18 protein-coding genes and 1 tRNA gene are annotated in these 24727 nt (G+C 70.1%); 8 read left to right on the top strand and 11 right to left on the bottom strand.

Going from position 1 to position 24727, the window contains the following annotated elements; translation table 11 throughout:
• Positions 1–32 precede the first annotated feature (32 nt).
• The gene (locus OG504_RS09035) at positions 33–2165 is read right to left on the bottom strand and encodes a helix-turn-helix domain-containing protein (RefSeq protein WP_405989295.1); all 2133 of its coding nucleotides are present in this window, start codon (positions 2163–2165) and stop codon (positions 33–35) included.
• A gap of 212 nt (positions 2166–2377) precedes the next feature.
• On the opposite strand from OG504_RS09035, the gene OG504_RS09030 reads away from it, so the two are divergent.
• From OG504_RS09030 to OG504_RS09020, 3 genes are read left to right on the top strand one after another with little or no spacing between them, the layout of a single operon-like run.
• Complete coding sequence (locus OG504_RS09030) at positions 2378–4123, top strand: FAD-dependent oxidoreductase (RefSeq protein ID WP_405989294.1); 1746 nt, start codon at positions 2378–2380, stop codon at positions 4121–4123.
• A 41-nt stretch (positions 4124–4164) separates the two neighbouring features.
• On the top strand, positions 4165–5022 hold the full coding sequence (locus OG504_RS09025; RefSeq protein ID WP_405989293.1) for an intradiol ring-cleavage dioxygenase: 858 nt from the start codon (positions 4165–4167) through the stop codon (positions 5020–5022).
• Positions 5019–6089 carry a maleylacetate reductase gene (locus OG504_RS09020; RefSeq protein ID WP_405989292.1) on the top strand — a complete coding sequence of 357 codons (1071 nt, stop codon included), beginning with the start codon at positions 5019–5021 and terminating at the stop codon, positions 6087–6089. Before OG504_RS09025 ends, OG504_RS09020 begins: the two co-directional genes overlap by 4 nt.
• Before the next feature lie 40 nt (positions 6090–6129).
• Here OG504_RS09020 and OG504_RS09015 read toward each other — a convergent pair whose 3' ends face one another.
• Positions 6130–6708 carry a TetR/AcrR family transcriptional regulator gene (locus OG504_RS09015; protein WP_405989291.1) on the bottom strand — a complete coding sequence of 193 codons (579 nt, stop codon included), beginning with the start codon at positions 6706–6708 and terminating at the stop codon, positions 6130–6132.
• Between the two features lie 148 nt (positions 6709–6856).
• Here OG504_RS09015 and OG504_RS09010 point away from each other — a divergent pair, with 148 nt between their 5' ends.
• The 4 genes from OG504_RS09010 to OG504_RS08995 all read left to right on the top strand — a co-directional run bounded on the left by OG504_RS09010 (position 6857) and on the right by OG504_RS08995 (position 10263).
• Positions 6857–8317: an MFS transporter gene (locus tag OG504_RS09010; RefSeq protein WP_405989290.1), complete on the top strand. Its 1461-nt coding sequence runs from the start codon at positions 6857–6859 to the stop codon at positions 8315–8317.
• Positions 8318–8343: 26 nt separating this feature from the next.
• Positions 8344–9093: an NUDIX domain-containing protein gene (locus OG504_RS09005; protein ID WP_405989289.1), complete on the top strand. Its 750-nt coding sequence runs from the start codon at positions 8344–8346 to the stop codon at positions 9091–9093.
• Between the two features lie 122 nt (positions 9094–9215).
• On the top strand, positions 9216–10130 hold the full coding sequence (locus OG504_RS09000; protein WP_405989288.1) for a YceI family protein: 915 nt from the start codon (positions 9216–9218) through the stop codon (positions 10128–10130).
• Positions 10131–10189: 59 nt separating this feature from the next.
• A tRNA-Pro gene (locus tag OG504_RS08995) sits at positions 10190–10263 on the top strand.
• A 56-nt stretch (positions 10264–10319) separates the two neighbouring features.
• Here the strand turns inward: OG504_RS08995 and OG504_RS08990 are convergent.
• The 8 genes from OG504_RS08990 to OG504_RS08955 all read right to left on the bottom strand — a co-directional run bounded on the left by OG504_RS08990 (position 10320) and on the right by OG504_RS08955 (position 21624).
• Positions 10320–11246 (bottom strand): ROK family protein, encoded by a 927-nt coding sequence (locus OG504_RS08990; RefSeq protein ID WP_405989287.1) that lies wholly within the window; start codon positions 11244–11246, stop codon positions 10320–10322.
• The gene (locus OG504_RS08985) at positions 11243–12937 is read right to left on the bottom strand and encodes a class I mannose-6-phosphate isomerase (protein WP_405989286.1); all 1695 of its coding nucleotides are present in this window, start codon (positions 12935–12937) and stop codon (positions 11243–11245) included. The genes OG504_RS08990 and OG504_RS08985 overlap by 4 nt, the downstream gene beginning before the upstream one ends.
• 29 nt (positions 12938–12966) lie before the next feature.
• Positions 12967–13881 (bottom strand): carbohydrate ABC transporter permease, encoded by a 915-nt coding sequence (locus OG504_RS08980; protein ID WP_405989285.1) that lies wholly within the window; start codon positions 13879–13881, stop codon positions 12967–12969.
• Positions 13878–14810, bottom strand: a complete 933-nt coding sequence (locus OG504_RS08975) for a carbohydrate ABC transporter permease (RefSeq protein WP_405989284.1) — start codon at positions 14808–14810, stop codon at positions 13878–13880. The genes OG504_RS08980 and OG504_RS08975 overlap by 4 nt, the downstream gene beginning before the upstream one ends.
• Entirely contained in the window at positions 14807–16189 is a 1383-nt protein-coding gene (locus tag OG504_RS08970; RefSeq protein WP_405989283.1) for an ABC transporter substrate-binding protein, read from the bottom strand. Before OG504_RS08970 ends, OG504_RS08975 begins: the two co-directional genes overlap by 4 nt.
• 53 nt (positions 16190–16242) lie before the next feature.
• Positions 16243–17340 (bottom strand): enolase C-terminal domain-like protein, encoded by a 1098-nt coding sequence (locus OG504_RS08965; RefSeq protein WP_405989282.1) that lies wholly within the window; start codon positions 17338–17340, stop codon positions 16243–16245.
• A gap of 82 nt (positions 17341–17422) precedes the next feature.
• Positions 17423–20707 (bottom strand): discoidin domain-containing protein, encoded by a 3285-nt coding sequence (locus OG504_RS08960; RefSeq protein ID WP_405989281.1) that lies wholly within the window; start codon positions 20705–20707, stop codon positions 17423–17425.
• Between the two features lie 116 nt (positions 20708–20823).
• Complete coding sequence (locus tag OG504_RS08955) at positions 20824–21624, bottom strand: FadR/GntR family transcriptional regulator (RefSeq protein ID WP_405989280.1); 801 nt, start codon at positions 21622–21624, stop codon at positions 20824–20826.
• 209 nt (positions 21625–21833) lie between these two features.
• On the opposite strand from OG504_RS08955, the gene OG504_RS08950 reads away from it, so the two are divergent.
• The gene (locus OG504_RS08950) at positions 21834–22820 is read left to right on the top strand and encodes an aldo/keto reductase (protein WP_405989279.1); all 987 of its coding nucleotides are present in this window, start codon (positions 21834–21836) and stop codon (positions 22818–22820) included.
• 123 nt (positions 22821–22943) lie between these two features.
• Here OG504_RS08950 and OG504_RS08945 read toward each other — a convergent pair whose 3' ends face one another.
• Entirely contained in the window at positions 22944–24617 is a 1674-nt protein-coding gene (locus OG504_RS08945) for a glycosyltransferase family 2 protein (protein WP_405989278.1), read from the bottom strand.
• Between the last annotated feature and the right edge of the window lie 110 nt (positions 24618–24727).

Genomic DNA, 24727 nt, shown 5'->3' with positions numbered 1-24727 from the left:
GCGCAACGGCACCCGCCCGCCTACGGGACGCCCTACGGCACGTCCCGGTAACCGCGCAGCTTGCGGTACAGCGTCGCCCGCCCGATCCCCAACGCGGCAGCCGCCCGCGCCTTGTTGCCACCGTGCCGCCGCAACGCGGCCAGGATCGCCGTGCGTTCGGCGTGCTCCATCGGGCTGAGCCGCCGGGCCGCGGGACCCTCCCGCACGGGGTCGGGCAGCTCGGCCCGCCGCACCGGGCCGGTGACCCGCCGGTGTTCCGCCAACGCCCTGACGACATGGGCGAGTTCGGTGACGTTCCCGGGCCAGGGGTGTTCCTCCAGGGCCCGGAGTGCGTCCAGCGTCCAGGTGAGCGGCGGCTGTCCCGGGGCCGGACGGGGTGCCAGGACCGGCAGCAACTCCCTTACGTCCTCCGGGCGTTCACGCAGCGCGGGCACGGTGACCGACCGGGCCGCGAGGGTGTCCAACAGCCGCTGGAAACACGGGCCCGGGGGAGTGCCGGGCGTGTAGGTGACCAGGAGATAGACGTCAGGGTGCTCGTCGAGCAGGGAGTTGAGCGCGGCGACGTCCGGCTGGGCGAGCCGTTCCGCGTGCCGCAGGAGGAGCGGGCGGCCGTCTGCCAACTCGCTGTACTTCACGCCCAGTTCGGGCGACTCGGCGGCATCGGCGACCAGCGGCACGGTCCCGCCGAGCAGTTCACGGGCCAGTGCGGTCTTGCCGCTGCCGCGCTCACCGGTCAGCAGGAGCGGCTCATGGACCCGGGCCAGCTCTACCGCCCGAGCGACCGCATGCCGCCAGGGCACCGAACCACCCGCGAGCGCCAGCGCGGGACGCGGAACGAGACGCGGCACCGGCGCCTCGGCAGGGCGCGCTTCGAGTACGGCGACGATCCCGAGGACGCGGCCCTCATGCCGTACGGGAGTGATCTCTGCGGTGCACCCGGCGCCGGCGGGGAGCGTCACGCCGTAGGACTGCTCCTGCACCGGACGGCGTCCGGTGCCGTGGGACCGGTCCACTACTGGACCGCCTCCGGCGTTGGTCGGCCGTTCCCCGATCGGATCGCCCCCGGTGTCGTGGGACCGTTCCACCACGGGACCGCCCCTGGTGTCGGTCGGCCGTTCCCGGCTCGGACCGTCCTCGGTGTCGTGGGACCGGTCCATCACTGGACCGCCCCCGGCGTCGGCGCCCCGCTCCCGGACCGGACCGCCCCCGACGTCGTAGGACCGTTCCAACACAGGACCGCCCCTGGTGTCGGTCGGCCGTTCCCGGCTCGGACCGTCCTCGGTGTCGTGGGACCGGTCCATCACTGGACCGCCCCCGGCGTCGGCGCCCCGCTCCCCGACCGGACCGCCCCCGGTGTCCTGAGGCGGCCGTGAGTCCTGGGGCGGCCGTGCGCCGGAGGTGCGCTCGCTCGTGCTGGACCGTTCCAGCGCGGCCAGTACCTGAGGTGTCGCGAGGCGGACCGCGGCCTCGCTGATGAGGCGGTTGCGGCCGTCGAGGGCGACGATCGCGCGGTCCGGGCCGTGGGCGGCCGCCCGGGTGTAGGCGTCGAGGAGCACCCGTTCGGCGGTGCGGGAGCGGGCGAGTAGTTCCGCTTCCACTGCCGTGGCCGTCGCCTCGGCGAGGGCGGCCCCCGGGTGCGGGCCGCAGCCTGCGCACAGGCCGGACGTGACGGTCACCGTGCCCAGCGCCTGCCCGGAATCCGGGGCGAGCAGCGGCACGCTGACGGCGGACACGTCCTGCCAGACGTCGAGGAAGTGCTCGGGGCCGTGCACCTCGGCGCGGCGGCGGGTGCGGAGGGCGAGGGCCGCGCTGTTGTGGCCCACCTCCCGCTCGGACAGGTCGCGGCAGCGGTCGTCACCCGGCACTTCGCCCGTGGTCCACAGCACCCGCAGCCGCTCGTCGGTGAGCAGCAGCGCCGAGTGGCCGAGGGCCGGTGCGATGCGGTCCAGCACGGGCCGCGCCGCCTCCAACAGGGCGGATTCGGCGGGCAGTTCGGGTTCGTGGACCGGTCCATCGAGGTCGTGCCGTACGCCGAAGAAGCGGGCGCGGCGCCAGGCCGCGAGGACCTCGTCCGGGACGTCGTCGGGAAGCGGGCGGCCGCTCAGGAACCGCTCGCGCGCCTGGCGGAGCGGGGCGAGGGCGGGGGAGTGATCCAGGGTGGTCATGACGCCTCTCACCGTATCGGGCCCGTGGCGGCGGCCGCCGAGGGGCTGTAACTGTCTCGTAATGAGACACCCGCGCGTGTCCGGCCCGCATCATGATCGTGAAGAGTCGGTGCCTTTCTCACCTCTGCCTCACCTCGTCTCAACCTGCCCCAGCCCGCCTCAACCTGCCCCACCTCCGTCGCACCCCTGCCTCACCCCTGGAGTGTCCCGCCGTGCACGTTGTCGAGACCGACGTACTGATCGTGGGCAGCGGCCCGGCCGGGGCCTGTGCCGCGCTGGCGCTGAGCACCTACGGCGTGCCCCACATCGTCGTCACGCGCTATTCGCGCCTCACCAGGACGCCCCGCGCACACATCACCAACCAGCGCACCATGGAGATCCTGCGCGACCTCGGTGTCGAGGACGAGGTGCTGGCCCAGGCGACACCGCAGAACCTGATGGGCAACACCACGTTCTGCACCAGCCTCGCCGGCGAGGAGCTCGGCCGGATCCGTTCCTGGGGCAACGAGCCGCTCGTGCAGGCCGCGCACGACCTGGCCAGCCCGACCCGCATGTGCGACATGCCGCAGCACCTGATGGAGCCGGTGTTGATCGACGCGGCGCTCGCGCGCGGCTCCAACGTCCGCTTCAGCACGGTCTACAAGTCCTTCGTCCAGGACGAGGACGGCGTCACGGTCACCGTCGAGGACCAACTGCGCGGCGACGAGTACCAGATCCGCGCCAAGTACCTCATCGGCGCCGACGGCGGCCGCTCGCAGGTCGCCGAGGACGCCGGGCTGCCGATGGGCGGCCAGATGGGCGTCGCGGGCAGCATCAACATCGTCTTCGACGCGGACCTGAGCAAGTACACCGCGCACCGCCCCTCCACCCTCTACTGGGTCCTCGCCCCCGGCGCGACCGTCGGCGGCATCGGCGCGGGCCTGGTGCGCTGCGTCAAGCCGTGGAACGAGTGGCTGATCGTGTGGGGCTACGACGTGAGCGCCGGCGCCCCCGACCTCACCGAGGAGTACGCGCTGTCCGTCGTACGGCAGTTGGTCGGCGACGACGACATCCCGGTGACCATCAAGTCGTCCTCGGCGTGGACGGTCAACGAGATGTACGCCGAGACCTACGCCAACGGCCGTGTCCTGTGCGCCGGTGACGCCGTGCACCGCCACCCGCCGTCGAACGGGCTCGGCTCCAACACGTCGATCCAGGACGCCTACAACCTGGCGTGGAAACTGAAGCTGGTCCTCGACGGCACCGCCTCGCCGAAGCTGCTCGACAGCTACGACGCCGAACGCGCTCCGGTCGGCAAGCAGATCGTCACCCGCGCCAACAAGTCCATCGGCGAGACCGCCCCGATCTTCGAGGCGCTCGACGGCCTTTCCCCGCAGACGCCGGAGCAGTTGTGGGCCAACATCGAGGCCCGCAAGGACTCGACCGAGGCCGCGGCCAAGCAGCGGGCCGCGCTGCGCGAGGCGATCGCGTTCAAGGTGTACGAGTTCAACGCGCACGGCGTCGACCTCAACCAGCGCTATTCCGCGGAGAGTTCGACCGCGGTCGTCCCGGACGGCACGCCCGACCCCGGCTTCGAACGCGACCGCGAGCTGTTCCACCAGCCCAGTTCCCGCCCCGGCGCCAAGCTCCCGCACGCCTGGATCACCTCCGGCACCCGCACCGTCTCGACCCTCGACACGGTCGGCAAGGGCCGCTTCACCCTCCTCACCGGCATCGGCGGCGAGATCTGGCTGCGGGCGGCCGAGGCGCAGTCCCTGGACATCGCGACGGTCGTGATCGGCCCCGGCCAGGAGTACGACGACCCGTACGGCGACTGGGCCCGCCTCAGCGAGGTGTCCGACGGGGGCGCCCTCCTCGTACGCCCCGACGGGTATGTCGCTTTCCGCCACGCCGACGCGGCCGGGAACGCGGGACAGTTGCTCACGGACGCGTTGCGGCGCATCCTCGGGCACGGCTGACATTTCACACAGGGGCAGTTCGCACAGGGTAGGGAGCCGCAATGACCACTGACGTCACCGTCACGGACGAGGCCGTCGCCAGTCTGGAGGGGACGGCCGATCCCCGCCTGCGTGAACTGCTGACCGGCCTGATCCGGCACCTCCACGCGTTCGCGCGGGAGACCGGCCTGACCCAGGCGGAGTGGGAGCGGGCGATCGGCTTCCTGACGGAGACCGGGAAGATGTGCACGGACACCCGGCAGGAGTTCATCCTCCTGTCGGACGTGCTCGGCCTGTCGATGCTGGTGGAGACGATCAACGGGGACCGGGCCGCCGGATCCACCGAGTCGACGGTGCTGGGCCCCTTCCACATGACCGAGTCCCCGGTGCGCGAACTCGGTGCCAATATCGACCTGGTGGGCGGCGGCGAGCCCTGCGTGGTCAGCGGCCGGATCGTCTCCGGCGACGGCACCCCGCTCCCCGGCGCACTCCTCGACGTGTGGCAGGCCGACGGCAACGGCTTCTACGACGTGCAGCAGCCGGACGTCCAACCCCCGGGCAACGGACGGGGGTTGTTCACCGCGGACGCCGAGGGCCGCTTCTGGTTCCGCACCTGCGTACCGAGCCCGTACCCCATCCCCACGGACGGCCCGGTCGGCGAACTCCTCAAGGCCACCGGCCGTCACCCCTACCGCCCCGCCCACATCCACTTCATCGCCTCGGCCGAGGGCCACGCCCCGGTCACCACGCACATCTTCGTGGCGGGCAGCGACTACCTGGACTCCGACGCCGTCTTCGCCGTCAAACAGAGCCTCGTCGAGGACTTCACCCCGACCGACGACCCGTCCCTGGCAAGGGAGTTCGGCATCGAGAACCCCTTCCGCCACGCCCGCTTCGACCTCGTGCTGGACCGCGCGTGAAGAACTTCCTGGACTTCGCCTACGACGCCCAGCCCATGCGGGTCGTCTTCCGCCCCGGCGCCGCGCTGACCGCGACCGCCGGAGAGGCCGAACGGCTCGGTCTGCGGCGGGTGTTGGTGCTCTCGGGCGCCCGAGGTGCCGAGACCGCGCAGGCGGTCGCCGACTCGCTGGGGGAGGTGTGCGTCGGCGTGCACGCGGAGGCGGAGATGCACGTCCCGGTCGAAGTCGCCGACCGCGCGGTGGAGTTGGCGCGCACGCTGGGCGCCGACGGCTGCGTCGCGGTCGGCGGCGGCTCGGCGGTCGGCCTCGGCAAGGCGATCGCCCTGCGCACCGGCCTTCCGCTGATCGCCGTGCCCTCCACCTACGCCGGCTCCGAGATGACCCCGGTCTGGGGCCTCACCGAGAACGGCGCCAAACGCACCGGCCGCGATCCCGCCGTCCTGCCCCGGAGCGTCGTCTACGATCCCGAACTCACCCTGGAACTCCCCGTACCGCTCACGGTGACCAGCGGCATCAACGCGATCGCGCACGCCGTGGAGGCCCTGTACGCGCCGGACACCTCGCCCCTGATCGGCCTCATGGCGGAGGAGGGCGTAGCGGCGCTTTCGAGTGCGCTGCCCCAACTGGCCGTCGAGCCAAGGTCGTTGGAGGCTCGGGGCGGTGCCCTGTACGGGGCGTGGCTGTGCGGTTCCTGCCTCGGTGCCACGACCATGGGCCTGCACCACAAGCTGTGCCATGTCCTCGGCGGCACCTTCGGCCTGCCGCACGCGGAGACGCACACGGTGGTGCTGCCGTACGCGCTGGCGTACAACGCGCCCGCCGCACCGCACGCGGCCGCCATCGTGGCCCGCGCGCTGGACGCCGAGGATGCCCCACGCGCCCTGTGGGACCTGGCGCGGCGGCTCGGCGCACCGCGCTCGCTCGCCGAACTCGGCCTGGAGGAGGGCGACTTGGCGACGGCGGCCGCGCAGGCGGTGAGCCAGGCGTACGCCAATCCCCGGCCGGTCACCGAGGACGGGGTGCTCGCGCTGCTGCGCGCCGCGTACGAGGGAACGCCCCCCGCGTAAACGGTCGTTCAGCGGTCCGTGCGGTCAGTGGTCCGTGCGGTCAGTGGTTCGTGCGGACGCCGTCCAGCGCGATCGCCAGGACGCGGTCGCGCTGGGCGTCGTCCGTGAACTTCGTCCCGGTGACCCCGGCCACCAGGCGCAGCAGATCACCGAAGTCCATGTCCGTACGGGCCACGCCCGCCTTCTGCGCGCGCTCGAACAGCGGACCGCCCGCCGAGAACATCGACTCGCGGCAGGTCCCGAAGATCTCCGAGTCGTTGTCCAGCGCCTCGCGCACCGCCTGCTTGGTCACCATGTAGCCCGCGAAACGGTTCAGCCATGAGGCCAGCGCCTCCCACGGCTCCTGGTCGGCGACGGACAGGGCGACCTGGCACAGCGCGTTCACCTCGTCCGCGTAGACGCTCTCGAAGAGGGCCCGGCGGGTCGGGAAGTTGCGGTACAGCGTGCCGATGCCGACGCCCGCGCGGCGCGCGATGTCCTCCAGCGAGGCCTCCGACCCGTGCTCCGCGAAGGCCTCGCGGGCGGCGGTCAGCAGGGCGTCGTAGTTGCGGGCGGCGTCCCTGCGGTGTGGTCTCTGGGCCGCGACGATCTCGCTGACGGGGAACGGCTGGGCCGTCACGGGTGCCTCCCTGGGGTGGGGCCCGGTTGAACCGGAGGTATGCCTCCGTTATGGTGGAGGGGTACCTCCACTTTAGCAGTGTGGGCGCGTTCCGCCGTAGAGCAATGCGCGGGCGCACCCCCGTTCGCTTGTTCCGGAGAGGCTCTCGATGCCCCGCAAGTCCTCCCGTCTCACCTTCGCGGTCCTCGCGACCGGTGCGGGCGTGTTCTCCATGCTGCAGTCGCTGATCGCGCCGGCCTTGCCGACCGTCCAGCACGCGCTGCACACCTCCCAGTCCACCGCGACCTGGGTGATGACTGCCTACCTGCTGTCCGCCTCGGTCTTCACCCCGATACTCGGCCGCGTCGGCGACCTGGTCGGCAAGAAGCGCACCCTCGTCGCCGTCCTCCTGGCCGTCCTCGCGGGCTGTCTGGTCGCCGCGCTCGCGCCCAGCATCGGCGTCCTGATCATCGCCCGGGTCGTCCAGGGCGTCGGCGGCGCGCTGTTCCCGCTGTCCTTCGGCATCATCCGCGACGAGTTCGACGTGTCCCAAGTCCCGGGCAGCATCAGCAACTTGTCCGCCGTGATCGCCGCGGGCGGTGGCGTCGGCATGGTGGCCGCAGGGCCCATCGTGACCGCGCTCGACTACCGCTGGCTGTTCTGGTTCCCCGTCGGCATCGTCGCCGTCACCACCCTCATCGCCGTGCGCTACGTCCCCGAGTCGCCCAACCGCGCCCAGGGGCACGTCAATTGGCTCGGCGCCGTGCTCCTTTCCGGCTGGCTGGTCGCCCTGCTGCTGCCGCTGAGTCAGGCCGGCAGCTGGGGCTGGGGCTCCGTGCGGGTCGTCGGCCTGTTCGCCGCGGCCGTCGTCCTCTTCGCGGCCTGGCTGCTCTCGGAGGCCCGCTCCAGCAGCCCGCTCATCGACCTCAAGGTGATGCGCCTGCCGTCCGTGTGGACCACCAACACCGCCGCGCTGCTGTTCGGTGCGGGCATGTACGCGATCTGGTCCTTCCTGCCCGGCTTCGTCCAGACCCCGTCGTCCGCCGGCTACGGCTTCGGCGCCAGCGTGACCGCGTCCGGACTCCTCATGCTCCCGATGCTGATCGCGATGTTCGTCTCGGGCGTGCTCAGTGGGCGCCTGGAACCGATAGTCGGCGCCAAGGTCCTGCTCACCACCGGTGCCGCCCTCGGCGCGGTCGCCTGCGCGATCCTCGCCCTCTGGCACGACCAGCAGTGGCAGATCGCCCTCGTGGCAGGCATCTTCGGCCTCGGCATCGGACTCGCCTTCGCCTCCATGGCCAACCTCATCGTCGGCAGCGTCCCGCCCGAGCAGACCGGTGCCGCCACCGGCATGAACGCCAACATCCGCACCATCGGCGGCTCGATCGGCGCCGCGGTCACCAGCGTCCTGGTCACCGGCCACCTCCAGGCCTCGGGCCTGCCGTACGACTCCGGGTACACCCACGGGTTCACGCTGCTGGCGGTGCTGCTCCTCGGCGCCGCGCTGGCCGCGCTCCTGGTACCGCGACGGTCCGGCCGTAGCGGAGGAAGGACCGTCAGCGCCTCCGAGTCGGCGCTCCTGAAAGCGGAGGAGGAAGCGTCGGTGATGGCTCCCGGCGCCCTGAACTGACCCGTCCGGTGTGCCAGCATGAACCGATGATCGAAGAGAGCGCGCGGGGCTTCCGCGCCGAACTCCTGGACGTCCACCGGCTCCGGCTCGTCGAGACCGCCGCTCCTCGGCTCGCGCCCGAGGAGCGGCTGGCGATGAACGAGGTGTGGGACGGGTTGGTGCGGGTCAACCCGAGCTTCTTCGACGGGCCTGTCCTGGTGTGCGCGGGCACGGAACGGGAGGGATCGGACGGCCTGACCATCTCCTGGGTCAGGACGACGTTCCGGCACTTCGCCCTCCGCCGTGTTCCCGGCAGCACCTCGTGGCTCCCGTCCTTCTTCGTCGCCGTTCTCCAACCGGCCGACGACGGACGCCTGTTGGTCGGCCGGATGTCGAACTCCACGGCGGCTCCGGGGCGTTGGCAGTTGCCGGGCGGCTCCCTCGAACCGCCCGAGGGGGACGAGCCGCTCGACATGATGGCCCTCCGCCGCCACGCCGCGCGGGAGTTGATCGAGGAGACCGGCATCGACACCCCGCCCGACGACCTCACCTACTGGAACGTGACCCGCGCCGGAAACGGCAGCATCGGTGTCCTGTTCCGAGCCCCGTCCCTCCCGGAGGCGTTGCTGCGCGAGCGGCACGAGGTCATGGTGGCGGCGGAGGCGGCGCAGGGCCGTGACCCGGAACTGGACCGCATCGCCCTGATCCACTCGACCGCTCAACTCCCGCTCCTGGCAGTCCCGCACGTGGACTACCTGGAACCGATCGTCCGCCGCTACGAGGCATCGGAGGCGTAACGGGCGTAACGGGTGTCTCGATATGAGACACCCGTTTCACCGCCGGAGCGCCAAGGATCGGGAACGTCGTGTCGTCTGGCGCCCTATGCCTGTACGGCTGCACGTGAAGAAAGGTGATCACCATGGCCCTCGCACTGCTCCGGCGCTGGCGGCCCCAAGGCGCCTCCGCCACGGCGCCGGGCCTCTCGCTCCCCCTCCCGCCCGGCGCGGGCGGCCTCGGCCGTGAGATCGTCGACCCGATGGGCTCTCCCATGCCGGCCGCCGACGTGACCGTGACGGCCCTGGACTCGCACCGCGTCACCGCCTCCGGTACGACCGACCCGTACGGCTTCTTCCTCGCGGCCCTGCCGCCCGGCCGTTACAGCCTCCTCGTCTCCGCCCAGGGGCTCCAGCCGCACCAGGAGACGGTCGAGATCGTCGCCGGAATCGCCGAGCCCACCGAACGCGTGTGGCTCCAGCCCGGCCGTGCCCAGGAACTCCCGCCGCCCGGCACCTGGCTCTTCGACCCGCCGCACACCGCGATCCGCTTCATCGCCAAGCATGTCGGCATGGCCCATGTGCACGGCCGGTTCGAGCGGTTCCAGGGCGGTATCCAGATCGCGCAGGAGATGACCGATTCCCGGGTCCACGTCCGCATCGACGCGTCCAGCATCACCACCGGCAACTCCACGCGGGACAACCACCTGCGCTCCGGTGACTTCCTCGACGTGGAGCGCTACCCGTACATCGACTTCGCCAGCACCCGGTTCGCCTACCGGGGCGGCAGCAAGTGGACGCTGCAGGGTTCGCTGACGATGCACGGCGTGAGTCGCTCGGTGAACCTGGACACCACGTATCTGGGCACGGTCAACGGCGGCTATGCGGAGGAACTCCGCTGTGCGGCCCTGGCCACGGCCGAGCTGCACCGCGAGGACTACACGTTGAACTGGCGCAGCATGCTGGCCCGGGGCATCGCCGTCGTAGGCCCCACCGTCCAGCTGGAGTTGGACATCCAGGCGATGTACCGCACCCACGACACCCCGACGCCGCCGAAGTGACCCGCCGTATGCGGTAGGGTTCACCTGCGCGTTCATCCGGGCTCCGGGTGCGGCGCGAGCGGGACGTGGCGCAGCTTGGTAGCGCACTTGACTGGGGGTCAAGGGGTCGCAGGTTCAAATCCTGTCGTCCCGACTGGAGACAGTCGTAGTTCAGGGCCGGTTTCGGAGTCGTCCGAGACCGGCCCTTGATCATTCCTGGGGACCGGTCGGCACACCGGGACGTACTCGCCGCCGCTCCGGACTCGCCCTCACCGCCGCGCGGGCCGCGCCCACCAGTGCGGCGTCCCCCGCGGAGCCGGTACGTCTCATCGCGTGCATACGCGGGTCGTCCGGCGGCCAGCCCCCGGTCAGGAGGCCGGCGGACAGGGCGGGGGCGACGAGGTCCCAGGAGCGGGCCATGGAGCCTCCGACGACCAGGGCTGTCGCGCCGAAGTCCACCATGCGCGGGCCCAGTACGACGCCCAGTGCGGTGAAGACGTCGTCCAGCACCCGCCGGGCCCGCTCTTCCCCCGCTCTGGCTCGTCCGGCGATGTCGTGCACATCGGCGCCGGGGTCGCCGTAGCGGGCGAGGATCGCCCGGCGGGAGACCGTGTCCTCCAGCGGTCGGCCGTCGATCTCGGTGAGGTCCATCCGCCCCTCGGGTGGTACGCCGGGACCGTTGTCACGGATGCGCCCGTCGGCGAGGAACGCCGAGCCGACACCGGTGCCGAGGGTGATGCCCACGGCGCGGCGGTGCCCGCGGACGGTACCCGCGGACCACTCGCCGGTCAGAAAGGCGTGGGCGTCGTTGAGGAACACGACGTCGCCGGGACGCTGCCGCAGTCCGTGCAGGAGCGCTGCTCGCACGTCCACCCCGTACAGGGCGTCGAACTTGCCCACGCCCTTGAAGAGGGCAACCCCCTTTGCGTAGTCGAACGGCCCGGGCACCGCCACGCCCCACCGCGCACCGGGCCGTACCGACAGCCCGTCGGCGCAGTGTCGTACGGCGCCGAGGATGGTCTCGGCATCGCCGTCCGCGTCGAGCGGCCGGCGCGTACGGCTCGTGACGCGGCCGTCACGCGGGTCGACGAGTGCCGCGGTGACATGGGTACCGCCGATCTCCAGGACAGGGATCAACGGACCAACGCCTTCACGACGCGCACCGGGCCGCCAGCTGCCGCTCGCAGGGTGTACGCGCCGACCGCGGCCGGCACGGTCAGCGTCTCCGCGTGGGCCAGTTCGTGCCGGTCTCCGGCCGCCGTGTGCACCGTGACGCCTTCGCCCTCCACCACGTTCAGGATGTGGAACCGGCCCTGTGTGTCGTCGGTCGCCTCGGCCCCGGCGTCGAGCACGAACCTCCTGACCTCGTAGAACATCTCGGCCAGCGCGCCGATGACCTCCTCCCGCCAGCCGGTGCCCTCGCGCAGGGTGCGCGGTTCTTGAATGAGGTCGCGGGCGACGGCCTCCCCGCGTCGTCCGGTCTCCAGGTTCGCGAACCCGTGCTCGTAGGGGAGGGGGCGCGGGTTGCCGTCGGCGCCGGGCCGTAGCCAGTCGTAGAACCTCAGGCTGTACAGATAGGGGGTCGCGCTGATCTCCAGCACGAGGTTGCCCGCGCCGCTCGCGTGCGGGGTGCCTGCCGGGATCATGAACAGCTGGCCCTGTTCGGCGGGGAAGGCCAGGACGTGGTCCTCGGGGTCCATGGGCACTCCGTCGGTGACTGCCCGCTCCACCTCCTTGCGGAAGGCGTCAACGTCGGCGTCCTCGCGCAGGCCGAGGAACACCTTGGTGTCGGTGCTGCCGAGGGTGAGGTAGTACGTCTCGTGCTGGGTGTACGCCCAGCCGAAACGCTCGCGCATGTACGACTCCTTCGGGTGGCAGTGCACGGAGAGGCTGCCCCCGCCGACGGTGTCCAGGTAGTCGAAGCGGATCGGGAACGACGTGCCGAAGCGGGTGTGCGCCTCTGCCCCCAACACGCTCAACGGTTCCAGCACGCACAGGAGTTGGAAGGGCACCTCGACCTGAGCTTCCGGTCCGGTGCCGATGAGGATGCCGGCCTCGGGCGCGATCAGTTCATAACCGAGCGCCGTGTTACGGGAGTCGGGGTTGAAGCCGAGCTCGCGCTGTGCCCAATGGCCGCCCCAGGGAGTGGAGTTGAAGTACGGGCGGGTGCGGACAGGCTGGCGGGCCAGGGCCGCGTAGGTCGCGCGCAGGCCTGTTCCGTCGATCCATGCCGGGTGGTCGGGGCGCTGCATGTCGAGCCAGGCGTCGAGGCGGTGGGCGAGCGCGTCGCGGTGCCGGTCGAGCATCGGCCAGTCGATGTAGAAGAGCCGTCTGAAGTCCGGCCTCTCGCCCGGCAGTCCGAGGTTGACACCCGGCTCGCCCGCACCGACGGCGGCCTCCGCGTAGCGCTTGGGGACATCGGCGTACCAGAGCAGGTCGTGCCCCACGAGGGCGGCGCCGGGGCCGTAGACGAGGAGCAGTCCTGCTTGTGGTGGTGCGGGTGCCGGGAGGGTCTCGAAGAGGTCGTCGAGGGGACTGTCGGCGAGTTTGCGGAAGTAGGGGTCGTCGGCGTCCGCGAGTCGTTCGGTACGGCTTCTGATGTGCGCCGGCGGTGCGTAGTGGCTGCGGACGTCGAGCAGGGTGACGGCGATGCCGCGTCCGGTCAGCTCGTGTTCGAGGCGGTCGGCGAGGAGGGGCCAGTCGACGGACGGGGGGCCGTCGATGGCCAACACCGCGGGGCCGTCGGGGAGTTGGGAGGCCATTGCCTGCCAGCCCGTGTCAAGGACGGCCTGCGGTGCGGGGGCGTAGCGCGGATCGAGCCGGTACACGGGGTTTCCTTTCGCGGACGTGGCGCCGCTCATTCCTTGCTCGATCCGGCGAGCATCCCGGACACCAGGGTGCGCTGCGAGAAGACGAAGAGCACCAGCACGGGAAGGATGGCGATGAGGATGGCCAGGGCGAGTTCGGGGATGGTCACGTTCAGACCGGCGCCGGCGACGGGGTTGAACGACGGTGTGGAGGTGAGGAGTTGGTTCAGGCCCACCTGGACGGGGAACTGCTCGCTGTTCGGCAGCACGAGATAGGGCAGGAAGAAGTTGTTCCAGTTGCCCACGAAGCTGAAGAACGCGACCAGTCCGACCACCGGTTTGGCGAGCGGGAGCGCGATGCGTGCGAAGAGCTGCCACTCGGTGCAGCCGTCGATGCGCGCGGCGGCCAGCAGGTCCCTGGGGAGGCTGCTCCCGAAGTAGATGTAGACCAGGTACACGCCGAACGGATAGAAGGAGAAGGGGAGTATCACCGACCAGATGGTGCCGATGAGATGGAAGCGGTTGAGTTCCAGGAAGATCGGCAGCACCAGGGTGGCCTGCGGCATGATCATGGTGACCAGGGTGATCACGAGGAGCGTCTTGCGCCCCCGGAACTTCGTCAGCGCCAGCGCGTAGCCGGCCGGAACGCTGACGGCCAGCGTCAGGACGAGTGAACCGCCCGAGTAGATGGCCGAGTTGAGCAGCCACCTCGTCATGGCGCCGTCCTGGAAGGCGAACAAGTGCCGCCAGGCCGTGCCTATCTGATGGAACGAACCGAAGGAGAGCGGGTTGTCCCGCACCACTTCGCCGGCGGTCTTCGACGGTGCGAGCAGCAGCCAGATCACCGGTAGCACGAAGAACACCAGGAGAAAGGCCAGGAGGAGCCCAACTGCCAGGAAGGGGAGGGTCCTTGACGGGCGGACCCGTCGCTTCACGGCCGTGCGGAAGAGAGTCGTCTGTGTCATTTCTCGTCCAACGTGAACAGGTTCGAGCGGGCGACCAGGAGACCGGCGGCGACGAGACCCACGGCGAGGAGGACGACGGAGATGGCGGCAGCACCGTTGAAGTCGCCCTGCTGGAAGGCGTAGACGTAGGCCAGTTGGTTGGGTGACCAGGTGGGGCTCACCCTTCCCAGGCTTGCGGTCTGGAGGAGTTGGGGCTCGACGAACAGCTGGGTGCCCGTCGCGAAGGCCATGATCGCCATGTAGACGATCCACTGCCGGATCATCGGGATCTGGATGTGCCAGGCGGTGCGCCACGGGCCCGCACCGTCCATGCGGGCCGCTTCCAGGACCTCGTCGGGGATGTTGTTCAACGCCCCGTACATCACGACCATCCAGCCTCCGGCGCCGGTCCAGAAGGCGATCAGCATGAGGATCAGCGGCAGGTTGCCGGGCGCCAGGACGGCGGCGAACGTCTTGAACCCCAGGGCGGTCAACAGCCGTGACACCGGGCTGACATCGGGGTCCAGCATGAACAGCCAGACCAGCACGCTCGCCACGCCCGCGAGGGCGCCGGGGATGTAGTAGAGGAAGCGGAAGAGCGCCGAGGTGCCCGGACGCACCCGGCCGCGCAGGACCACGGCGGTCAGCACGACCAGGACGACGAGCGCCACCAGCCACATGACCAGGTAGATCAGCATGTGGCTGAAGGCCGGGGCGAAGCGGTAGTCCTGGATGACCTTCGTGAACTGGTTGAGCCCGGTGAACTGGCCCCGGTCGTTGGTGAGCGACAGGTAGAACGCGTATCCGGTGGGGAAGACGCCGAACGCGAGCAGCAGCAGCGCGTAGCCGGCGACGAAGAAGTAGCCCGCGCGACCGCCGCCCGTGCGCCGCGGCGTGGCGCGGCGGCGCACGGGGGAGACGGCGACGCGTTCGGTCTTCAGCAGGGTCACTGATCGACCACCTTGTAGCCCTGGGTCTTCGCCTCGCCGGCTATCTCCTTCTGCCAGGCCGGCAGCGTCTCGGTCAGGCTCTTCCCGGCGGTCAGCGCCGGGAGGACGACGCTGGACCAGGCGGTGGAGTCCGAGAACCGGGTGTTCGACCAGCCGGTCCACACCTCGTTCGCGGCCTGCTCGAACGGCCCGCTCACGTCATTGGCGAAGTAGTCCTTGTTGGCCGGGTTGGCCAGCCACGCCTTTGCCGCCTGCGCGTAGGCCGGGTACGTGGGCGCGGAGGCCTGGTTCGCGTCGGAGGTGGTCAGCCAGGTGACCAGGTCCGCGGACGCCTTGAGGTTGGCGCTGTGCGAGGACACCATCCACACACCGCCGCCGACATTGCCCGTGGCAGCCGTGCTCTCTCCCTTCCAGGTCAGCGGGGGCGCCGCCGCTATCTGCTTGGCCGGAGTCCTGAAGCCGGCCTTGAAGAGGTACTGGCCGTACCAGGAAGGGCCGTACGCCATCAGCACCTTGCTGCCGCTGTCCTTGGCGAAGCCCTGGCTGAAGAAGCCCTGCGTGGCGACGGCCTTTGCGCTGATGAGGTTGTCCAGGAGCTTCGCCATCCGGGTGCACTTCGGGTCCTGGAGGTCGGTGCGCAGGGTGTCCGGCTTCGTCAGGCTGAACGCGGGGCACTGGCCCGACCAGAAGTACGACTCATGGGAGTTGGTGTCGCCGACCGAGCCGACGAGGTAGCCGGGGTGCTCCTTGGCGACCTTCGTGCCGAGGGCCTCGTACTCCTCCCACGTGGTGGGGACCTGGTAACCCCACTTGTCCATGAGGGACTTGTTGTACCAGAGGACGACCTGCGCGATGTCGTTGCGCATGCAGTAGGTGTGACCGTTGAACTGACAGGGCGTCAGCGAGCCCTTGGCGAAGCCGTCGAGCGTGCTCTGCGGGACGAGCTTCTCGTCCAGGGGCGCGGCGAACGGCTGCGCGCCTGGCTTGGTGGCCTCCGACGCCCAGGTCACGTCGGTCGGCGTGCCGAAGACCACGTCGGGCCAGCCGCTGCCGGTCCGGTCGAACAGCTGCACCTTCGACTGGAGATACGTCGATCCGTCGGCCCCGCCGTCGTACGTGACGACCTTCATCTTCACGTCCGGGTGCGCCTTCTGGTACGCCTGCACCGACGGCAGCCGGGTCGAGTCGGCCCACACCGTGATCTGTGAACTCGCCTTCTGCGCAACCGGCTTGAACGCCGACTGCTTGGCGGAGGAAGGGGTGGTGTCGGCGCTGGCGCAGCCTGACAGGGCGGCCGTGGTGGCCAGGGACAGCGTGACGGCCGCCGTGCGGAGCAGTGAGTGCCGCCGGCCGGTTCTCGGAGATCGGGAAGACTCCATCGTCTTGCCTTGCCTTTCTGTTCTTGCGCGGGTCAGCTCTGTTCTTGTGCCGGTCAGCGCGGTTGCTCGACGAACGGCAGGAGCTCGTCGCCGTAGTCGAAGTCGAGGGGGAGGGCTATGCCGGGCCCCGTGGGGGCGTGCACCAGGCCCTGGGCGTCCACATGGCGCTCACGGACGACGTTCACCGAGGTCACCAGGGACTCGTAGTAGGTGGTGTTGGAGATGGCCATGCACAGGTGGTGGTTGGGAATGTCCGAACCGTGCACCTCGGCCCGCAGTCGGTAGGCGTCGGCGAGATGCGCGGTGCGCATGGCGCCGGTGATGCCGCCCCGGAGGGTGGTGCCGGCCCGGACGCCGAAGGTGGCGGCACCGGACCGGATGAAGTCCGCCGCGTTCATGTGCGCCCCGTCGGAGGTCTCGGCCACCAGGAGCGGTACGTCCACGGTCTCGGCGAGCCGCTGATAGGCCGAGATGCTGAACTCGCGGATCGGCTCCTCGTACCAGAGGTAGTCGGCCTCGGAGAGCGCCCGCCCCAGCCGGATCGCGTCCGGCAGGTCGAAGCCCGCCGAACCGTCGTACATCAGAGGGACGTCGGGACCGACGTGCGCGCGCAGGGCCAGGCACAGGTCCGCGTCACGGCGGGCGTCGCCCCAGGCGTGCAGTTTGATACCGCGGTACCCCAGCGCCAGGCACTGGTCCGCCACGTCGAGGAACTCCGCCGTGCTGGAGAACGTCGAGGTGGAGGCGTACGCGGGGATGGCGTCCCGGAAACCGCCGAGCAGGCGCCAGACCGGTTCGCCGTGGTAGCGGCCGGCCAGGTCCCACAGGGCGATGTCGATCAACCCCAGGGTGGGGAGCGGGAGTTCGTGGATACGGTCCAGCTCCCACACCCGGTGCCACAGCCACTCCCGCTGGAACGGGTCGGCTCCGAGCAGTTCCGCGCGGAAGACCCGGTCCACCAGGTCCCGCAGGGTGGCGTGGGCGCCGGGACGGGCGAACACCGCCACGCCCTCGGCCCCCTCGTCCGTCCCGATGCGCAGGACCGCGCCGTCGCCCGCCGGAGCGCTTCCGCTCAGCCCGTCGCGCCAGCGGAAGGGCGGACTGGCCGGCGGAACATCGATCCGGTGTACTTCGACATGGGTGATCTTCATCCTGGCTTTCGTCTTCTGTAGGGAGAAAGGTTTCGGCTCGGCAGCGGAGTACGCGGCATGGGAGTACTCGACAGCGGAGTGCTCAGAAGCCGCCGTACGCCTGGAGCGCGTAGACGCTGCCGCCGTTCCCGCTGGAACCGGTGACGGTCAGGCGCAGGTAGCGTGCGGTGACGGGGGTGTCGGCGAAGGCGTAGTCGGTCCGCGCAGTGGTGTTCTCGGCCGTGTGGTCCTCGAACGTCGACCAGTTCTGGCCGTCGGTGGAGTACTCCAGGCGGTACTTGTAGCCGCTCGTCAACTCGAAGGTGGTGACCACGGCGGAGACGGCGGTGTCCTTGCCGAGGTCGACCCGGAGCCAGGACGGGTCGGGCAGTCCCAGGCCCTGCGCCCAGCGGGTCGACGGATCGCCGTCGACCGCCTTCGCCGGGGCGTAGCCCTCCGACTCGGAGGACGCGGTCGCCGTCCTGTTCAGGGCCAGGTCGTTGTCGGCCGGGGTGGTGACGACGGCCGCCTTGCTGGGGGCTGAGGTGTTCAGCGCCTCGTCGCGTGCCACGACGGTGAAGGAGTAGGACGTGTCGGCGGAGAGGCCGGAGACCCGCAGGGTCGTGGCGTCGGTGACACCGATCCGCTTGCCGTCCTGGTAGACGACGTAGCTGGTCACGCCGGTGTCATCGGTGGCCGCGGGCCAGCTGACATCGACCAGACCGGGCAGCAGCGGCTTGACCGTGGGCTGTCCGGGGGCGGTCGGGGCCGTGGGGTCCGTGACGGTCCTGGGGGTGCCGTAGACCTGGAAGTCGTAGATGCTGCCGCCGTTCCAACTGGAGCCGGTGACGGTCAGTCGTACGAAACGGCCCGCGACCGGGGTGTCCGTGTGGGCGTAGTCGGTCGCCGCCGTGGTGTTCGCGGCGGTGCGGTCCGCGAGGGTCTTCCAGTGGACCTCGTCGGGGGACACCTCGATGCGGTACTTGTATCCGCTCGCCTTCTCGAAGGTCGTGATCGCGCCGTTCACGTCGTACGACGCACCGAGATCGACCTGGATCCAGGACGGGTCGGGCAGGCCGAGGCCCTGGGCCCAGCGGGTGGAGAGGTCTCCGTCGACCGCCTTCTCCGGGGTGTTGGCCTCCGAGTACGACGATGCGGTGACCGTCTTCTTGAGGGCGAGGTCCGTGCCGGAGGGCATGGTGACGTGCAGGGTCGGGCTGGGAGCGGACTCGTTGCCGGCGGCGTCACGCGCGGTGATGCGGAAGGCGTACGCCTTTCCGGCGGTCAGGCCCGGGAGGCGCACCGAGGTGGTGCCCGTGGCGCTGACGAGCTTGCCGTCGCGGTAGACGGAGTAGCCGGTGACGGCGGTGTCGTCGGCGGACGCGGGCCAGGTGAGGTCCGCGATCGTCGGGAAGTCCGTGACCGCGCTCGGGGTGCCGGGCCTGCTGGGCGCCCGGTGGTCGGCGACGGCGGGGTCTGGGTCGAGGTGGCGGTAACTCGCCTGCAGGCCGGCGTTGTTGACGATGGAGGCCGGGAGCTGGTCGCAGGAACCCACCGTGGTGTTGCCGGTGATGGTGCTGCCCGTGCTGTTGGCCTGGGTCGAATAGGCGGGCTGGGTCGTGAAGTTGCCCGTGGCGTCGATGTCCATGCCGTGGTTGAGGAACAGCCACTGGTAGGCGACGTCGCACAGGGCGTTGCCGGTGTTCGTCCAGTACCGGCTGCCCTCGTCGTGGTAGATCGCGCCGTAGGCGGGCGGTGGTGTGCCGTGGATGTAGTTGCCGGACACCACGCCGCCGGGGTCGGAGCTCAGCGTGTAGATGGCACCGCCGTCGGCCTGCGACTTCATGATGTCGGAGATCTCGTTGTCCGTGACCTCGGTGTCGCGGCTGGTCGTGGGGGTGTCCCAGACCGGAACGCCCAGATTTCCCGGGTAGTTGGTGTCGCCGCCCTGGTCGGTGAGGCCCCAGCCCCAGCCGACGGAGATGCCGGTGTAGGGCAGGTCGTAGACCTTGTTGTGGGTGATGGTGGTGTGGTCGGTGTAGCCGGCCAGGATGCCGATGGAGCCGTTGTACTGGTCGGCGACCTTGGTGACCACGTTGTTGGCGACCCTGGTGTCCTTGGTGATGTCCCGGGGGTCGTCGGGGTGGGCGTCGATCACCTCGACCCCGCCGATCTGGATGCCGGTGGCGGCGATCTGGCGGAAGACGTTGCCCGTGATGTCGGTGCCCTGCGTGCCGGTGTTCAGGTTCAGCCCGACCGCGCCGAGATGGGTGAAGGTGTTGCCCTCGAAGCCGATCCCGTGGCCGTAGTCGACGTTGACGGCACCCGGCGTCTTCTGCCACTTCAGGCGGGTCGCGTCGAAGGTGGGGTCGTTGCCGACCATCCGGAAACCGGCCTGGCCCTCGATGAGGCCCTCGGACGAACTGGGAGCCAGCCAGGTGGAGTCGGAGAAGGTGATGCCCTCGAAGGACACGTTGCTCACCGGGGCGGTCCTGGTGCCGTTGAGGTCCACCAGGTCCTGCACCAACGGCACGGTGACGTTCGCGGTGGACAGGTTCTGGCCGGCCTTGGGCATGTAGTAGATCTCGCCCGCGCCCTTGTCCAGGTACCACTCACCGGGGGTGTCCAGCAGCTCGCGGGCGTTCTCCAGCCAGGTCGGGTTCTGGATCTCCTGGCCCTGCTGGAGATGCGCGTTGTGCCAACAGGGCTGCTGCATCGTCATCTTGTAGTCGGCGATCGACTGCACGGGGCAGCGCATCAGCTTCCAGCCCCAGGAGCTGACGACCTCCAGGTCCGAAGGACGCTTGTACGCGTTGAGGGCTGAGTCGGTGAAGGCGTAGCCGGTGGACGTCTGGCTGAAGCCGGCGGGGTTCTTGCCGCTCCGCGCCCGGGTCTCCAACTCGCCGTCCACATACAGCTGTCGGGTGTCGATGTCGCCGACCTCGGCCTTGTAGACCTTCCCCGCCGAGTCGGCCGGGGTCCAGCCGGTGACCTGCTTGCCCCCGCTGATCACCGGATGCGCGCCGGGGGCGGCCTCGTAGACGATCCGGTGCCCGTCGCGGCCGGAGTCCCGGGCGGTCAGGGCGAACGTACGGCTGAGTTGATAGGTGCCGGACATGAGCCGGACGTGGATGTCGCCCTTGGCCTTCTGCTTGACGTCGCGCACGTAGTCCCGTGCGTGGTCAAGGGACTTGAAGGGGTGGGCGGCGGTTCCCGATCCCACGTCCCGGCCGGTCGGGGAGACATAGACATTCAGGTCCGGGGGCGGGGGAGCCGCCTGGGCCGGCGCGGCGTTCAGCAGGGCGGCCACAACGGCCACCGAGGAGGCGGCCGTGAAACTTCTTCGCAGCGGCGCGAAGACGCCCCTGCGCGCAGACGGATGAGACACACGTATCCAATCGCCTGAGGGAGGTTGATACCTGCAAGTCCCGGTCGTCCACCGGGACTTGCAGGGCGTCGGGCGGCCCGGTCGCTGTGCCGCGGCACAGGCGGGGCCGGCCGGTTCTACGAGGCCGGTGCCTCCGGAGAGGGCGGTTGGGCCCCGGGGCTGAACAGCCGGTCGCGGATCTTGTTCTCGAACTGGCTCTGGGTGGTGGCGATGTGTTCCACCATCAGCTGCTCGGCGAGATCGGCCGCCCCCGCGGCGACCGCCTCCGCTATGGCCAGATGCTGATGTGCGGCGACTTCGAGCGATCCGGGCACGTCACCGTGGAAGAGCAGTACGTCGGACTGGGACGCCAGGCGCCGCACACCGGCGACGCTCGCCCTGAGGAACACGTTGTGCGAGGCGGCGCCCACCGCGTCGTGGAAGGCCGCGTCGGCCTTGGCGAAGGTGTCCACGTCGTTCATCGTGGCCGCCGTCAGGGAGCTCTCCGCGCTCTCCCGGATGGCCCGGACCTCGATCGGGGTGGCGTGGGAGGCGGCACGGCGTGCCGTCTCCGACTCGATCACCTTGCGGTAGTCCAGGAGCATGCGGACGTCTTCCATGCCGGTCGGCCGGAAGTGCGAGAGTTCGTCGTCCAGCAGTCCGCCGACCGAGGCGGCGACGAAGATGCCGGCGCCTCGCCGCACGGTGAGCCGGCCGATGGCGGCCAGGACCTTCACGGCCTCGCGGGTGACGTTGCGGGACGCTCCCAGGATCTGGGCCAGGCCCTGTTCGGTGGGGAGGCGGTCGCCGGGCCGCAGGTTCTGCTGGGCGATGTACTCCAGCAGTTGCTCCGCGACCACTTCATATCCCGGACGGTAGGCCGGTGTTGAGTCGCCCAAGGCGAGTCCCCTCTTGCGCCGCGAATGAATCAGGTTCATTTTCCGGGGCCAATATGGCACCGCCGTTGGGAGTTGGGAAGAGATCGGACAGATTTCAGCCCGGAGGCCTGACCGGATCCTGATAAAGCGCCATGAACTACGCACTTTCCTCAGGGTGTTGCGTGAAATGGATCCCATCCTTAAGGTCCTGCCTGCCAGATGAAGCAGATCCTTCTCTATGCGGCGAGGGCCGTGGAAGCGGGAACCTCGTGAGGGCACGCCCACTCGGTCGTACGAGCGTCCAGGTCGGCACGCTGGGATTCGGTGCCGCCCCCATCGGCAACCTCCACAGCGCGATCGACGACCGTCAGGCACAGGCCACCCTTGCGGCCGCCTGGGACGTGGGGGTGCGCTACTACGACACCGCCCCGCACTACGGCCTCGGACTGTCCGAGCGGCGGCTCGGCGATGCGCTCGCGCACCGCCCACGGCGGGAGTTCACCGTCTCCACCAAGGTCGGCCGACTGCTGGAACCCCACCCGGCACCCACCGGATCCGACCTGACGGCAGGAGGCTTCGCCGTACCCGACACACTGGTCCGGCGCCCCGACTACTCACGGGACGGGGTGCTGCGAAGTCTGGAAGACAGCCTGGAACGCCTGCGGTTGGACCATGTGGACATCGTCTATGTCCACGATCCCGACGACCATCTGGACGCCGCACTCGGCCATGCCCTGCCCGCGTTGACCGCTCTGCGCGACGAAGGCGTCATCGGTGCCGTCGGTGTCGGCGCGAACACGGTCGCCCCGCTGCTGCGCGTCGTCGCGGAGGCGGAGGTCGACGCCGTGATGGTGGCCGGACGGTGGACCCTTCTGGACCGCACCGCCCGCCCCTTGCTGGATGCGTGCGCCGAACGCGGGGTCGCGGTGGTGGCCGCCGCACCGTTCAACTCCGGTCTGCTGAGCCGCGCTTACCCCGCGAGCGACGCCACCTTCGACTACGGCCCCGCCCCGGAATCAGCGCTGCGTCGCGCTCGGCTCCTCGCCGAGGTGTCCGCTCGACACGGCACCGCACTCCCGCACGCCGCCCTGCGCTTTCCGCTGCGCGCCCCCGGTGTGGCCTGCGTGGTCGCGGGTTTCCGTACCCCGGAGGAGGTCGTGTCCGCCGCCCGCTGGGCCGCCACCGATCTGACCGAGGAAGCATGGCTGGACCTCGACGCGGCGACGGCCCGGGCGGCGGAAGTCCGGCCCTCGTAGCGGCAGTTGAGACGGCAGAACGCATGACCGGACTGAGGAGGTTCCGTTGCCGGGGTGGGACCGGTCGGGACCGGAGATGGGACCCGGCCCCGTTCCCGATCCCGGCCCCGATCCCGGTTCCCGCTACCCCAGCATCCAGCCCTCCGCCCGTCGCGCCGTGGCGCGGATGTTCTTGCGTGCGCCAGGAGGAAGGCGCCTCAACACCTCGCGGACGCCATGCCGAAGCCGGTGGTCGGCGGTGGTCCGGAGCAGCACGCGGCGGGTGGTGCCGATCCGGCCGGGTGTGCCGACGGTGAGCCGGAGTTGGCCGCCGGGCCCGGCCCAGGTGGGGGAGACGAGACGCGAGGGTGCGCCTACGGCGACGGTGCCGAGGAGGATGCGGGTGCTGCCCGGGGCGGCGGCCAGCCGGGGGCGGCGTCCGACGCCCAACAGCTGTGCGCTGGCCCAGACTTGATAGGCACCCGGGTTCATCGGCGCGTCACCGGTGAGGGTCAGCGGGTCGATGACCGTCTCGCCGGTGACCACGACCCGGTGGAGGTTTCCGCCGAGCGGTTCCAACATCGGCGTCAACTCCCCTTCGGGGTACCACCAGTGGTTGCCGGCGGTGTCGTGCACGATGAGTTCGCCGTACGCGTGGGAGAACGGATCGGGGACCTCCCAGTTCTCCGCTCCCCTTATGCCGTCCAGGAGTTGGGGGTCGAGGAACATCCGGCCGTCGCGCTCCACGACGGTCAGCGGCTCGCCGTCGCTCCGGACCATGCCGACGCGGGTCCGGATCACCAGCTTGTCGTTGCGCCAGCGCATGTCGTCCACCTCGACCTGCGCCCTGATCTGCTCGGTGCGGCGGGCGAGTTCGACCAGGGAGTCCAGCCGGTCCTGTACCAGCAGCTCCGCCCGCAGCCGGCTGATCGCCGGGAGGCCTTCGCTCACCCCCGGCGGATAACTCGTCATCGCCATCCGGCGGACGGTGGTGAAGTACTCCTCCAGGTCCTTGCCCTTGCGCCGCAGTATGCGCGGCTCGCTCACCGGCCGCAGCAGCTCCACGCGGTACGAACGGCGCAGCAGCCGGTCCTGGAGGTCGCCCGGCGGGGTGCCCTCCTTGATCGCCTCCACGACCTTGTCCAGGTGGCCGTAGTAGTCGTCGGCGGTGATCCGGCGACTGCTGTTGTTGCCGCCGTCCTCGCGCCGATTCCATTGGTAGCAGGGGTAGTTGCCGAGTATCGACACCGTCTTGGCCCGTACGTAGGTGCGCGCCATGAACAGCTGGTCCTCCAGCCTGACCCGTCCCTCCGGGAAGCGGATCCCGTGCTCGCGCAGGAACTCCCGGCGGAACATCTTGTGCGGCGTCAGGCTCTCGATGAGCGGTGCGTCGGCGACGGTGCACCGCTCCACCGTCCGCTTGAACACATTGCTGGGCCCCTGCATCGTCCCGTGCACCTTGCCCAGCACGATGTCCGACCCGTTGCGCTCCGCCAGCGCGTACAGCCGCTCCAGCGCCTCGTAGGACAACTCGTCGTCCTGGTCGACGAATTGGACGTACTTCCCCTGGGCCCGGTCCACCCCCACGTTCCGTGGCTTGCCCGGCCAGCCGGAGTTCTCCTGCCGGTAGACCCGGACGTGCGGATGGGCTTCCGCCAACCGTCCGAGGCGTTCGGCCGAGTCGTCCGTCGACCCGTCGTCGACGTACACGACCTCATATGCGTCCGCCCCCAGGCTCTGGTTGACCAGCGAAGGCGCACAACGGTCAATGTAGGAACCGGCGTTGTAGACGGGTACGACAATGCTTACCTTGATCAAAATATCCCCCCCGGGACAAGTGTTGTTGCCCTACGAGACACTTGTTGTTGGGGATAAGTTGTACGGCTGTTGGTGTGCGCCTTACCGAATGTGCGAGGGGCCGGCCGGAC

It is taken from the genome of Streptomyces sp. NBC_00986, assembly GCF_045162565.1.
In the GTDB taxonomy this organism is placed as follows: Bacteria; Actinomycetota; Actinomycetes; order Streptomycetales; family Streptomycetaceae; genus Streptomyces.
Note: the sequence above shows the minus strand (reverse complement) of the source record. Positions and strands in the feature narration are given on the sequence as shown.